Origin of the sequence: Alpinimonas psychrophila (genome assembly GCF_014137865.1) — a bacterium.
GTDB classification, from domain to species: domain Bacteria; phylum Actinomycetota; class Actinomycetes; order Actinomycetales; family Microbacteriaceae; genus Alpinimonas; species Alpinimonas psychrophila.
In genome coordinates this window covers 1-12,592 of record NZ_JACGWU010000003.1, presented here as the reverse complement: position 1 = coordinate 12,592, position 12,592 = coordinate 1, and the positions used below count along the sequence as shown (strand labels likewise).

Genomic DNA, 12,592 nt, shown 5'->3' with positions numbered 1-12,592 from the left:
GGAGCTATTCCCTAATCCCGCCCGCCCCTGTAGCCTCGCCTCCATGTCAGAGCCCAAAATCCAGCCAGTCCCTGTGCCTACCGTTCGCGATGCCGCGTTCGATATTCTCCGAACTCACGGGTTGACTCGCATGTTTGCCAACCCCGGCTCGACCGAGATTACGCTGCTCGCTGACCTCCCCGAAGACCTCGAATTCATCCTTGCCCTGCATGAGGGCTCGGTCGTGGGAATGGCCACCGGGCACGCTTTGGCGACCGATCATGCGGCCCTTGTCGTCGTCCACACCACCGCTGGTCTCGGCAACGCCGTGGGCGCGATCGCCACGGCACGCGTCAATAGGGCGCCACTGGTCATCATCGTTGGCCAGCAGGATCGCCGTCACCTTGCCACGCAACCTTTTTTGGCGGGTCGCCTTCGGGGCCTTCTGGGCGATTACCCCGTCTGGTTCAATGAGCCCATAACAGCCCAGGATGTTCCTGCCGCCATTGCCCGAGCATTCCACGAGGCCACGACCCACCGCGGGCCGGCCGTGGTCATCGTTCCCATGGATGACTGGCTCGCGCCCTACGACCTCACGCACGTTCTCGCGGCCCCCGACCTCGTTCATTCCGACCGTCTTGCCTCCCCCGCGGCTCTCACCGAGCTCGCCACACACCTCGATGCCGCCACGAACCCCGTCCTGGTGGTTGGAAGCGGCAATGCCACCGATGACGGATGGACGGCAGCCGTTGCCCTTGCCGAGAAACTTCAGCTCCCCGTCTATCAGGAGTCGTTCGGCGCACGCCCCGGTTTCCCTCAGGATCATCCTCTTTTCGCGGGGTTCCTCTCGGCAGCGCGGTCAACGCTTCGTGGCCAGCTTGTCGGGTACGACGTTATTTTGGCCGTCGGTGCTCCCGTTTTTCGTCAGTACAACTTTGAACCCGGCGCCATGTTTGACGAGGGCGCAACGGTTCTCCTCGTTACCGAAGACACCGACGAGGCCCACCGCAGTCGCGCTTCTGTCGTGGTCATTGCCGATCCTGCCCCGGCGCTTGCGGACCTTCGGGATCTCGTCGCCCTCGTCCCGTCCCCACGCACGGTGATTCCGCCGCACCGAGCGGCCCCTGCGCCCCCGAAGGCCAGCGAGCCCATCCGCGCTTCGCATGTCATGGCACTGTTGGGGGCGCTGTTGCCTGCCGATGCCATCGTCGTCGAGGAGACCCCCTCCTCTCGCCCCGACATGCATGAGCTCATGCCGGCACGCTCGCCGCTGGGCTTCGTGAGTGCCGCAATGGGCGGCCTCGGCTTTGGGCTTCCGGCCGCAATCGGCTTGCGCATGGGAAACCCGAAGCGCCCGGTCGTTGCAGTGCTGGGAGATGGTTCGGCGCTCTACAACATCCAAGGCCTCTGGAGCGCTGGCCACTACAACGTGGGCACTCTGTTCGTGATCCTGAACAACGAACGCTATGCCGTCATGGACCGCTTGGCCGAACGTGCGAGCTCCGCGCCCCCAGCGTGGCCGGCCTTCGACGCCATCGATTTCGTCGCCTTGGCAGCGAGTCTCGGTTGCACTAGTCAACGACTCAGTGACTACGGCACCCTGGAAAACGTTCTCACGAGCGCCGTGGCCGACCTCGCGGACCGCACAGAACCGCTGGTACTCGTTGTCGACGTGGAGCCAGAGCAGCACTTCGCCCCGTAGAGCTTGCAATTTTTTGAACGTGGGGCCGCCTGCGAGAGTCGAACTCGCGACCTATTCATTACGAGTGAATTGCTCTACCAACTGAGCTAAGGCGGCATGTTAAGCCGTGACGGCGCAACAGAGACTAATCCTATCCTCTGGGCGCTGTTGGTGAAAACCTACTCTGTGGCCTTTGCGCGGTTGCGGCGGATGGCAACGAGGAGCACAACGGTCACGAGACCGAGAGCCACGAGGGCCGCGAAGATGGTGCCCACGACAACGAGAACGTTGGGGCCATCATTGGCCCTTGTGAGAGTGACGGTTTCGGTGGTGCCGTCGGTGACGACGGGTCCCTGGGTTGCAGCTTCGGTTGCCGAGTCAGAGGGAGTCGGTACAACGAAAGCCGGCACATCCGAACCGGCTACCGTGTAGTCAATTTCCCCAGAAATAGGATGACCGTCCACGGAGACAATACGGAAACCAGCGATGTAGTCGCCATTGGGAAGGGCCCCCGAGGTGATGGGGATTGTCATGACGGTGGCCGTGGTGTCGTAGGTTGGCGCACCGAGCTCTACCGAGATGCCGGCAGAATTGGCCAGAACGACCGTGGAGTAATCCGGCACAACCGCTTCACCAAAGGTCAAAACAAGCTCGGTCACCGTGCTTACCGTGGAGCCCTGAGCGGGGACGGACCCTTCGAGTTCACTGTGCGCAGTAGCTGCGCTGGCACTGCCGAACGCGAGAGTGAGACCGGCAATGAGGGCCCCCAGGGTGACGAGAGTTTTGTGCATTAGGAAAGTAGTCCTTCTCCAATAAAGCCACCGGGAAGGCATCCTGGCGGAAGGGCGTATACGGCCGAGCCTATCGGCGTCGTCCAGGTGTTCAGCAAATCAAGATCAACCAGACGCTGTTGAACGGGCAGATATTGCGTCTGGATGTTCGCCATGTAGGCCGCGAATAGGAGGCCAGAATTACTGGTGCCGTCGAGCAAAATACCGTCGTCATAGTTCAGTGGCCGCCGCAAGAATTTCTCTTTGGGGTTATCCGTTCTGGCACGGCGCATGTGCGCGAAGTCGGGAATAACACTGAGGCCTGCAGAATTTTTCGCTTCCATATCGGCAGCATCGAACTCGTGCACCCCGGTCAGCGGCGCCCCGTTGCTGAGCTTGCGACCGACGGAAATCTCTTTGCCACCCTCGTCCAACTTGTCCCATGTGTCGAGGTTCATGGCAATGCGGCGCAAAACGAGTTGCGTTCCGCCGGCAAACCACGATGGGCTCCCCTCGGCCCAAACCTGCCCCGCAAAGGCCTCAGTTCCGGGCGCCGGGTTGATAGTGCCGTCGACTTGTCCAAAGAGATTGCGGTTTGTCTGGGTTGCCGGAGCAACACCCTGACTGCGCACAAATCCCTTCTGGGACCAGCGGATGCTCGAGAAACTCCGGGCGGTGCGGGTCAGTTGGCGCACCGCGTGGGCCAGAGTCAGGGGGTCATCTGAGCCAATACTGATGACGAGGTCGCTGCCGCTGTACTCGGGAACAAGTTTGTCGATGCGATAAGCGGGGAGATCAGCGAAGCCCGCGGGGATCTGTGACGACAGCCCCAGCTTGGTGAAGAATCCCGGGCCGAAGCCGAAGGTCGCCGTGAGTCGGGCCGGTTTTTCGGCGAGGTAGGGGTCATTGTCGGGCAGGGCCGGGTCCCCTTGCGCCAAGCGAGCCGCGTCATCGGTGAGGAGCTCCATCATGCGACGGGCCATGACGTGAGTGGTATCACGCTTGAGGTCAAACCCGAGAAAAACGCCGTGCGCCTGAAAAGGCGTCTCGATACCGGCTTGGTGGGCGCCGTAAAAATTAACGGTGGCGGCTCCCACAGCCGTGTCGGCTCTCAACGCCACTGCGGCGTTTGCCGCGACTCCGACTCCGGCGCCGAGCGCGAAGGCCCCCGTCGTCGTACCAGCGGACAGCAGGAAACCCCGTCGCGTCACAGCACGGCGGGAAGTTCCTGGCGTTTCGGGGGCAGACAGCGGCTAACCCATGTTCATGGTGGATGACGGAGCGGGGGTCGCACCGGTGTCAGCCTTGGGGTCGTAGGTCTCGTTAGCGTTCGCAATGTCGCGTGCAACCGCATCGACCGTGGCACTCGTACCGTTGGAGAAGTTCACCGTGATCGTAATGGTGTCTCCCACGGCGATGGGCTTCTTAAGATCCCAGAACATGATGTGGTAACTGCCAGGCTTCAGCGTGACGGAACCATGAGCTGGGATGACGATGCCATCTTTCTTTTCCTGCATCACCATCTCGCCGGCATCGTTTTGAACAACCTCGTGAGTGTCAAGCTTGGTGGTCGTCAGCGCAGCATCCGCCGTTCCCCCAAGGATGGTGATGTCGTCATGGCTGGGGTTTTCGAAGACACCGAAGAGAGCCGTCATGCCGGTGCCGCCCATGAGCTCGGGAGCAGCCTTGACCCACACATCGGTGAAGGTGGGAACCACAGCGGCGTCGGCCTCAGGAGTGTGCGTGGAGACTGCCGCGGCCGACGTGCACCCCGCGAGCGCGAGGGCGGCCATAGTGAGAGTCGCGAAAGCGAGGGTGCGCTTCGCAATTATTGTCATCGTCATGAGCGAAATAGTTTCCTTTTACCTCAGAATTCATTCTACAATGTGTAGTACGACCACATTATTCTACGAGTTGTAGAAAATGCAAAAGGAGCCGCCATCATGACCACCTCTCGCAACCGCGGCGAGCTTGAAGCCGATCTCATGAACGTGCTCTGGAATGCTTCCGGGCCTCTCACTGCCCGCGAAGTTCAGGCCTCCTTCACAGTCAAGGTTCCCGCCATCACCACCGTCATCACCGTGCTCGATCGAATGCGCGCCAAAGGTTCTGTGGTGCGCGAAGCCACCAGTGGACGCAGCCACGTTTTTTCCGCTACGCGGAGTCGCGTGCTCGATATCACCGAGACGATGAGCACCGCGCTGCATGGTGCTGACGATCGCACCGCTGCCCTCCTCCTCTTCGCCGGCGCTCTCTCCGAGGAAGACCGCCAGTTCTTGCGAGCGGCTATCGAGCCCGCTGGCGAGCCGGCCGACGGGCTCGCCAGCGAGTAACCTCCTTAGATGGAGCCTCTCGCCATCGTGGCCTTGCTACTCACCTATGTGGGAGTAACGTTTTTGGCCCCCTGGGTCTTGGCCCGGCCCGTATTGGTGTCAGAACATCCGCGACTAGTCCTCAATCTCTGGATGTCGGCCCTCCTTATTTCGCTGACCAGCCTCACGGTGGCCCTCGGCACTCTCGTGGGTCGAGCCCTCCGTCATCATGTCGAGCACATCACCAACCACGACTGGCTGGGACCCACGATCGACACGATGCTCGGCTGGGCAGCCATCGCCGCGTTCGGTCTCATCGCCTTTCGCCTCGGTGTTGCCGCTCAGGAGTTGCGCGCCGATACAAACGCTCGCAATCTTCGCCTGCTGATGCTCCTTACAGGGGCGGTGCCTCTCACCGTGGGCACCCGTACCGTTCTGCTTGTCGAGTCCCCGCTGCGCGTTCTCGGGGCACTTCCCGCGCGGCACCACGTCTTGCTCACCACCAGCTTGCGCGACGCCCTCACGGTTCCTCAGTTGGAAGCCGCCGTCGAACACGAACAGACGCACCTGCGCGAGCACCACGCAGCCCTCCGCGGAATTGGCCAGCTCGCCGTTGCCGTGGCTCCCGTTTTCTCGGCCAGCACTCGCATGGCGCAGGCCACCCGCATTGCCACTGAGCTCATCGCGGATGACGTAGCGTGCGCCTTTGCCACGAAAAAATATGGCCCGGATATTGTGGCCGACGCCCTGCTGGCCGCCTTTCCTAAGAATCCCGACATCACCGAACGAGTCGCGCGTTTGCGTAAGCGCGCTGCGCGAAGGGCGGTCCACTGATGTCGCGACGGAGTCTTTCCTGGGTCCCCGCGGGTCGACATCCCGACGTCACCCTTTCACGACCCCAGGTTCGCACCGCCCGTCTCGCGGTGACGCTCCTCTTCGTTACAAACGGCGCACTCCTTGCCAACATCCTGCCGCGTTATCCCCAGATCAAAGATGCCCTCAATCTCACCTACCTTGATTTCGGCGCTGCCGTAGCCGCATTCCCTGTCGGCGCCATCGTTTTTGGCCTCCTGGCTGGCGTGGGGATCCGCCGATTCGGCTCCGCCCGCGTAGCCGTCGTTGCGACGTTGTTACTCAGCCTCGGCATGCTCTGCGCCGGGTTGGCCCCATCTTGGATTCTGCTAGCTTCAGCGCTTTTTTTTGCCGGTGCCATGGATGCCTTGACCGACGTTGCCCAGAATGCCCAGGGCCTTCGCGTGCAGAAGATCTATGGGTCCTCGATTCTGAACTCTTTTCACGCGGGCTGGAGCGTCGGTGCCGTCCTCGGCGGGGCCATGGGAGCTGCTGCTGCCGCTCTGGATATCCCGCTCGGCATCCATCTAGCATTCTCAGGGCTCGTCTTTACTGCCCTCAGCCTGCTCGCGTATCGCTTCATGTTGCACGGCACAGAACTGAGGTCGGAGCTAAACTCTGATCTGCCCGCTGGCGAAAATACCGTCGCGATCGCCCGACAGGGTAGTCCCGCCCGTTCACCAAAATGGATTGCACTGGCAATCTTGGCCATCATGGCAATCGGTGGCATGATCGTCGAAGATGCCGGAATAACGTGGTCGACGTTCTATCTGAACAACGAGATCGCGACCCCGTCCTCGCTGGTCGGCCTGGGGCTCATCGCCTTCCTGAGTGCGCAATTCCTTGGACGCATCACGGGCGATTACGCCGTCAATCGGTTTGGGCAACGCGCCATCACGCTCTGCGGAGCGGCGATCATGATGCTGGGGATGGGAGTCGCGCTTGCCTTCCCGAGCACTCCCTCAACCATTGTCGGTTTTGCGACTGCCGGTTTCGGCGTAGCGACGTTGATTCCGGCCGCCATGCATGCGGCCAACGAGCTCCCCGGATTTCGGACCGGAACGGGACTGACCCTCGTCACCTGGCTCATGCGGATCGGTGCCTTTAGCTCCCCCCTGATTGTGGGTGCCATCGCCGATCAGTTCGGGCTACGAGCCGGACTGCTCCTCGTCCCCCTCGTGGGGCTCATTGTCGTGCTTCTGTCACCGGTTTTCGCTAAACGCCTCTAGGAAGCTGCCGGGCTCCTAACATTTCGGATCGGTGGCGGGCACAACGCTGGACACGAAGAACGCGACGACCGCATCATCCACGCAGGAATTCGACTTGTTATACGCCGTGTGTCCCTCGCCCGCATAGCTCACAAGATGCCCCCTCGACAGCTGCCCTGAGAGGTTGACGGCCCACTGATACGGGGTCGCGGGGTCTCCGGTGGTTCCAATAACGAGGATGTCGGGCGAACCCACCGCGGCAATCGGTGCGGGGGTGCGGGTGGCGGGGTAGGGCCAATTGGCGCACGTCGCATCACCAAAACCGAAGTAGGGACCAATTACCGGGGCAGAGGCACTGAGCGCAGCGGCATCCGTTCGCCAGGAGGCGACATCGGCGGAAGCCGGATAGTCGAGACAGTTAATGGCCAGAAAAGCTTCGGTCGAGTTATCACGGTAGGTGCCCGAACCATCGCGCCCGTTGTACCAGTCGGCGGATTCAAAAACCGGCGCGGCCGTGCGGGCCTGGGCTGCCGCCAGCACCGTTGAGAGGTAGCTCCACGCCGTTTTGTCATAGAGCGGAGCGATGATGGCCGTCACGACCGTGTCAGCACCAAGGGTTCGCGTCTCGGTTCCCGAGGGCAAGATGGGGTTGGTATCGATGTTGGCCAGTAGCGCTGTGATGTCGGCCAGGGCTGAATCCACGTTTCCGTCCCCCGCTACGGGGCACTCGGTTTGCGAGAGACACCAGGCAAGGTAGGAGCGAAGTGCGTTCTCGAAGCCCACTGCCTGGGTGAGCGTGACATCCGCGCCCGAGGAGGAGGGATCAAGGGCGCCATCCAGAACCATACGTCCAACATGCGTGGGGAAAAGGTCGGCGTACGTGGCTCCCAGCAGGGTGCCGTAGGAGTAGCCAAGGTAGTTAAGGTGCGTATTGCCGAGGGCGTAGCGCAGCATGTCGAGGTCCTTGGCGGCACTGACGGTATCGACATGGGCGAGCAGCGCGCCGGTATTGGCCGCGCAGGCGGCCGCAAAATCACGAGCTGACGCTTCGCGGGCGGCAATCCACTCGTCGCTGCCGCGGGCAGCCGGAGTAAGGCCGTAGAGCAAATCATCAGTCTGGGTTGGATCGGTGTAGCACGTGACAGGCGTTGATTGCCCGACTCCGCGGGGGTCGAATCCCACGATGTCATAACTTTCTTGAAGGGGTTTGCCGACCGCGTAGTCCAACGAATCCCGAATAAAGTTGAGGCCAGATCCGCCGGGACCTCCGGGATTCACAAATAGTGATCCGAGAGAATTTTTCTTCGTGGATTCATGGCGGATGAGCGCCAGACTCACGGTCTCCCCTGCGGGCTTCGCCCAGTCAATGGGCGCGCTAACCCGCGTGCACTGCATAACCGCAGCGACCGGAGTACCGGCGGCATCCGGAGCACAGGTTCCCCACGTCAGTTGTTGCTCGTAAAAGGACGCGACGGCGGGGTCTAGTTTTTCGGCAGTCCTCGTCCCCATGTCCACGGAGATATTGGGGAAGGAAGGAATACAGGCCGAAAGCCCCACGAGCAGCGTGGTGGAGAGTGCCACCGCGAGGCTTGATCGGAGGCTTAATTGGAGGTTCCAGCGGCGCATCAGGCGGCTTCCTTTCGAGCCGCACGAATCATGAGCGCCTCAATGGCGAGCACTGGGCTCACGTTGGAGTCGATGCGGGTGCGGGCCACCCCGATGGCCTCCATGGTGGCGAGGGTGTCGGCGGCCGTGCGGGCCGTGGCGGCGGCGCGCAGGCCGGCCTCCAGCTCTTCGTTGATGAGACTCGTTTCGACGCCCAATTGGAGCCGCAAAATATCGCGATACAGCGAGAGGAGGTCGACCAAAATGCGATCGAGGCCATCGCGCAGGGAGCGCGTGGCGCGGCGCTTTTGGTGATCCTCGAGGTTCTTGATGTGCGAACGCAGCTGGGCCGGAACGGCGTCACCGGTGGCAACCCCCATGGAGCGCCGAGTGCTTTCGAGCTCGCTGGCGTCACGCTCATCGGTGAGCGCCTTGGCGTCATCGGTGGCGATTTCGATCATGCGCGCGGCGGCCAAAACCGCGTCCCGAACGCCGGAAAGCCCTAACGCGAGCCGCAACGTTTCATCGCGGCGGGTGTGCGCCTCAGGGTTGGTGGCGAGGCGGTGCGCCATGCCAATGTGGCTCTGGGCGTGGCGAGCAGCGCGCTCGGCCACCTCGTTGGTAACGCCATCGCGAGCCATGATCAACTCAGCAACATCGGGGATGCTCGGCACCCGCAGCCGCACGGAACGCACGCGCGACCGAATCGTGGGGATCAGATCGGCTTCACTCGGGGCACACAAAATCCACACGGTGCGCTCCGGTGGCTCCTCGAGCGCCTTGAGCAACACGTTGGAGGTGCGCTCAGCCATGCGGTCGGCATCCTCAATAACGATCACGCGATAACGCGAAACCGCCGGAGAAAATTGTGAACCACGAACCAGCTCACGCACATCTTCAATCTTGATGATGACGGCTTCAGTGGTGAGGGTCGCCAAATCCGGATGCGTTCGGGCAGCAACCTGCTTGCAGTCGGGGCAGTCCCCGCATCCGCCGTTACGACACAGCAATGCCGCGGCGAAAGCGTAGGCCAAGTTTGAGCGCCCCGAACCGGGAGGACCGGTCACCAGCCACGAGTGGGTCATCGACGCGTCATTCATCGAGGCAGCCTTGCCTACGGTGTCGACACCGGCTTGAACCCTGCCCGGCGACACCGCCAACCCGGATTCTGCCGCCGCGCGAAAGACGGCAATGGCCTCTTTCTGGCCGACCAGCTCATCCCACACGCTCATGGAATAAGGCTACCCGTCACCCGCGCCGAATACGTGACGTCTTGCTGACAAAAAAAGGGGAAGGCTAAGACAATAACGGTTCGATGCGGGCACGGATGCTCGCCGCAAGCTCCTCCACAGAAGCCTCCGCGTTCAGCACCTGGAACCGCTCAGGTTCAGCGGAAGCCAGTGCCAGAAATCCGGAACGAACACGTTCGTGAAATTCGGATTTCTCGTTCTCCAGCCGATCGAAAACTTTGGCATCCGAGGTCAAACGCTCCCGTGCGAGACGCTCGTCGAGGTCCAGCAGGATGGTGACGTCGGGCACGAGGTTCTCGGTGGCCCACAGCGACAGCGAACGAATCTCGGCCGAATCTAAAACGCGCCCGGCACCCTGGTATGCCACGGAGGAGTCGATGTAGCGATCCTGAATGACGACCTCGCCGCGCTCGAGTGCCGGACGCACGAGCGTGGCAATGTGATGGGCGCGATCTGCCGCGTACAGCAGGGCTTCGGCGCGGGGCGAAATGTCACCCCGGTGGTGCAACACGAGCTCACGTACCTCGAGACCGACGTCTGTTCCGCCGGGTTCCCGCGTGGAAACAACCGTCTCCCCACGCTCCTCTAGCCACGCTGCAAGCAAGCGAACCTGCGTGGACTTGCCCACGCCATCCCCGCCCTCAAAGGTGACGAAGAGTCGGGTCATTGACCCGCATCCTTGAATGTGGGTACCCGGGCGCCAGATTCGGAACCGGCGCTGGCACCGGCACCAGCGCGGGAGGGCAAACCAGTCTTGACAACGGGCGTTCGCTTGGCGGCCGTTCCCTTGCGAATAGTGTTTGCCGTCGTCGAGGCGGCAGTTTTTGCCGCAGGCTTCTTGACCGCGGACTTACGAACGGCGGGCTTCTTAGCTGCCGAGGCGGCAGGCTTCTTGACCGCAGCCTTTTTGGCGGGAGCCTTCTTGGCACGAGGAACCGCCGGACCCTTCGCCCGCTTCTCCGCGAGCAGCTCGATGGCACGCTCGTAGTCGACCTCTTCGACCTTTTCGCCGCGAGGAATCGTGGCGTTGGTCTCCCCGTCGGTGACGTAGGGGCCAAAGCGGCCATCTTTCACCTTGATCGCCTTGCCGCTGGTGGGATCGGCCTCAAACTCGGCAATGGAGGAAGCGCCCTGACGGGCTCCGTACTTGGGCTGAGCGAACTTCTCGAGGGCTCCGGCCAGGTCGATGCCGAAGATCTGGCTCTCGTTATCGAGCGAACGCGTGTCGGTTCCCTTTTTCAGGTACGCCCCAAAGCGACCGTTTTGCGCCAAAATCATGTCGCCGGTCTCGGGGTCGGCACCCACCTCGCGCGGAAGATTCAACAGGCTGAGAGCGGTTTCAAAATCAACGGTGGAAGGATCCATCGATTTGAACAACGAAGCCGTGCGCTCCTTGGGGGGCGCAACCTTGGCCTTCTTTTTCGGAGCCTTGGGCTCGATGACCTCTCCGGTCACGGGATCAACGGTGGTGTTCGCCGCTGCCAATTCCTTGGCGGCCAGAGCTTCCGTCTTCTCGGCCTCCGCGGCTGCGGCCGCGAGTTCCAGATCGACCTCGGTGACATAGGGGCCGAAGCGACCGTCCTTGGCCACGACCTGCTTGCCGTTATCGGGATTGATTCCCAGCACGCGGTCACCGGCAACGGGAGCCGCGGCAAGTTCGCGGGCGCGGGCTTCGGTCAGTTCATCCGGCGCCATGCCCTCGGGCAGGTAAATCTTGCGCTTGGGTTCTTCTTCATCGGCGCCGGGCTCATCAATCTCGAGGTACGCGTTGGTGGGCCAGATGCGCAGGGTGATGTCATCGGCAATGACCACCGAGTTCAGGCTCTGCTTGTCGCTGGTGATGAGGTTTTCGGCCGTGGCCAGAAGTCCGCGTTGTTCGCCGGCCCCAAAGTAGAAATCTTTCAGCCACTCGCCGCGGTCGGCCATGCCGTTCGCGATGCGGTCGAGGTCGTCTTCCATGGCGGCTGTGAAGTCGTAGGAGACGAGGTCGGCGAAGCTTTCTTCCATCAAACGAACGACGACGAATGCAATCCAGCTCGGCACGAGGGCCTTGCCCTTGGAGGTCACATAACCGCGGTCCATAATCGTCGAAATGGTCGAGGCATAGGTCGATGGGCGACCGATACCCAGCTCTTCGAGCTTTTTAACAATGGATGCCTCGGTGTATCGAGCGGGAGGCGTCGTGTCGTGACCCTTGGCGGTGACCTCTGCCAAAACCAGCACCTGCCCCTCGGTCATCTGAGGAAGCTTGGCGTCATCTTGGGTGTCTTGGGCGTTGCGCTCCACCGCAATTTCTTCCTCGTAGGCGTTCATGAAACCGCGGAACGTGATGACAGTTCCACTCGCCGTGAACTCGGCCGTGTCGAAACCATCGGCCTCGGCCGCGATGGTGACGGTGGCGGTCTGGCCTTTGGCATCTGCCATCTGGGAGGCGACGGTGCGCTTCCAGATGAGCTCGTAGAGTTTCAGTTCTTCGCCGCGCAACACGGTGGAGAGTTCGGCCGGCGTCTTGAACGTTTCGCCGGCGGGGCGAATTGCCTCGTGGGCTTCCTGAGCGCTCTTGTTCTTGCCGGAGTAGAGGCGGGGAGCATCCGGAACCTGATCGGCACCATACATGGAGACAGCCTGCGAGCGCGCCGCGTTCATGGCCTGGGCCGAGAGCGAAGGCGAGTCGGTTCGCATATAGGTAATGTGACCGTTTTCATACAGACGCTGAGCGACGCTCATGGTCTGACGGGAGGAGAAGCCGAGCTTGTTGACACCCTCTTGTTGCAGTGTGGAAGTCGTAAACGGCGCCGCAGGGCGCTTCGAGTAGGGCTTCGTTTCAAGCTTCGTAACCGTGCAGCTGGCGGAAGGCAACCGCATGGCATCGGTCAAGCTGCGGGCCTCGGTTTCACTGAGAGCGCGGGCTCTGGCGGCCAGGGTTCCGTTGTCA

11 protein-coding genes and 1 tRNA gene are annotated in these 12,592 nt (G+C 62.0%); 4 read left to right on the top strand and 8 right to left on the bottom strand.

Annotated elements, in window-relative coordinates; translation table 11 throughout:
• The first annotated feature begins 43 nt into the window (after window positions 1-43).
• Window positions 44-1,681, top strand: coding sequence for a thiamine pyrophosphate-dependent enzyme (locus FB555_RS05905; RefSeq protein WP_182484557.1), 1,638 nt, complete (start codon window positions 44-46; stop codon window positions 1,679-1,681).
• 20 nt (window positions 1,682-1,701) lie between these two features.
• On the opposite strand, the gene FB555_RS05900 is transcribed toward FB555_RS05905, so the two are convergent.
• From FB555_RS05900 to FB555_RS05885, 4 genes are all read right to left on the bottom strand, one after another.
• Window positions 1,702-1,777: transfer RNA gene (locus FB555_RS05900), tRNA-Thr, on the bottom strand.
• A gap of 62 nt (window positions 1,778-1,839) precedes the next feature.
• Window positions 1,840-2,451, bottom strand: a complete 612-nt coding sequence (locus FB555_RS05895; RefSeq protein ID WP_182484556.1) for a copper resistance CopC family protein — start codon at window positions 2,449-2,451, stop codon at window positions 1,840-1,842.
• Window positions 2,451-3,641: a Dyp-type peroxidase gene (locus FB555_RS05890; RefSeq protein ID WP_343046416.1), complete on the bottom strand. Its 1,191-nt coding sequence runs from the start codon at window positions 3,639-3,641 to the stop codon at window positions 2,451-2,453. The genes FB555_RS05895 and FB555_RS05890 overlap by 1 nt, the downstream gene beginning before the upstream one ends.
• 42 nt (window positions 3,642-3,683) lie before the next feature.
• Window positions 3,684-4,274 carry a copper chaperone PCu(A)C gene (locus tag FB555_RS05885; protein WP_182484555.1) on the bottom strand — a complete coding sequence of 197 codons (591 nt, stop codon included), beginning with the start codon at window positions 4,272-4,274 and terminating at the stop codon, window positions 3,684-3,686.
• Between the two features lie 99 nt (window positions 4,275-4,373).
• On the opposite strand from FB555_RS05885, the gene FB555_RS05880 reads away from it, so the two are divergent.
• From FB555_RS05880 to FB555_RS05870, 3 genes are read left to right on the top strand one after another with little or no spacing between them, the layout of a single operon-like run.
• A complete protein-coding gene (locus FB555_RS05880; RefSeq protein ID WP_182484554.1) occupies window positions 4,374-4,763 on the top strand; it encodes a BlaI/MecI/CopY family transcriptional regulator in 390 nt (129 codons plus the stop codon).
• Window positions 4,764-4,772: 9 nt separating this feature from the next.
• Window positions 4,773-5,576, top strand: coding sequence for a M48 family metalloprotease (locus FB555_RS05875; RefSeq protein WP_182484553.1), 804 nt, complete (start codon window positions 4,773-4,775; stop codon window positions 5,574-5,576).
• The gene (locus tag FB555_RS05870) at window positions 5,576-6,823 is read left to right on the top strand and encodes an MFS transporter (protein ID WP_182484552.1); all 1,248 of its coding nucleotides are present in this window, start codon (window positions 5,576-5,578) and stop codon (window positions 6,821-6,823) included. Before FB555_RS05875 ends, FB555_RS05870 begins: the two co-directional genes overlap by 1 nt.
• 15 nt (window positions 6,824-6,838) lie before the next feature.
• Here the strand turns inward: FB555_RS05870 and FB555_RS05865 are convergent, their stop codons facing one another.
• The 4 genes from FB555_RS05865 to FB555_RS05850 all read right to left on the bottom strand — a co-directional run.
• Window positions 6,839-8,428 (bottom strand): alpha/beta hydrolase, encoded by a 1,590-nt coding sequence (locus tag FB555_RS05865; RefSeq protein WP_182484551.1) that lies wholly within the window; start codon window positions 8,426-8,428, stop codon window positions 6,839-6,841.
• The gene (locus tag FB555_RS05860; RefSeq protein ID WP_182484550.1) at window positions 8,428-9,639 is read right to left on the bottom strand and encodes a DNA polymerase III subunit delta'; all 1,212 of its coding nucleotides are present in this window, start codon (window positions 9,637-9,639) and stop codon (window positions 8,428-8,430) included. The genes FB555_RS05865 and FB555_RS05860 overlap by 1 nt, the downstream gene beginning before the upstream one ends.
• Before the next feature lie 64 nt (window positions 9,640-9,703).
• Window positions 9,704-10,324, bottom strand: coding sequence for a dTMP kinase (gene tmk, locus FB555_RS05855; protein ID WP_182484549.1), 621 nt, complete (start codon window positions 10,322-10,324; stop codon window positions 9,704-9,706).
• On the bottom strand, window positions 10,321-12,592 hold a 2,272-nt coding region (locus FB555_RS05850), incomplete at its 5' end, for a DNA topoisomerase (RefSeq protein ID WP_182484548.1). The genes tmk and FB555_RS05850, both read right to left, overlap by 4 nt.

Bases quoted from the DNA above. Each gene is read 5' to 3' on its own strand.
- FB555_RS05905 (WP_182484557.1), top strand. From the start codon at position 44: ATGTCAGAGCCCAAAATCCAGCCAGTCCCTGTGCCTACCGTTCGCGAT.
- FB555_RS05895 (WP_182484556.1), bottom strand. From the start codon at position 2,451: ATGCACAAAACTCTCGTCACCCTGGGGGCCCTCATTGCCGGTCTCACT.
- FB555_RS05885 (WP_182484555.1), bottom strand. From the start codon at position 4,274: ATGACGATGACAATAATTGCGAAGCGCACCCTCGCTTTCGCGACTCTC.
- FB555_RS05880 (WP_182484554.1), top strand. From the start codon at position 4,374: ATGACCACCTCTCGCAACCGCGGCGAGCTTGAAGCCGATCTCATGAAC.
- FB555_RS05875 (WP_182484553.1), top strand. From the start codon at position 4,773: ATGGAGCCTCTCGCCATCGTGGCCTTGCTACTCACCTATGTGGGAGTA.
- FB555_RS05870 (WP_182484552.1), top strand. From the start codon at position 5,576: ATGTCGCGACGGAGTCTTTCCTGGGTCCCCGCGGGTCGACATCCCGAC.
- FB555_RS05865 (WP_182484551.1), bottom strand. From the start codon at position 8,428: ATGCGCCGCTGGAACCTCCAATTAAGCCTCCGATCAAGCCTCGCGGTG.
- FB555_RS05860 (WP_182484550.1), bottom strand. From the start codon at position 9,639: ATGAGCGTGTGGGATGAGCTGGTCGGCCAGAAAGAGGCCATTGCCGTC.
- tmk (WP_182484549.1), bottom strand. From the start codon at position 10,324: ATGACCCGACTCTTCGTCACCTTTGAGGGCGGGGATGGCGTGGGCAAG.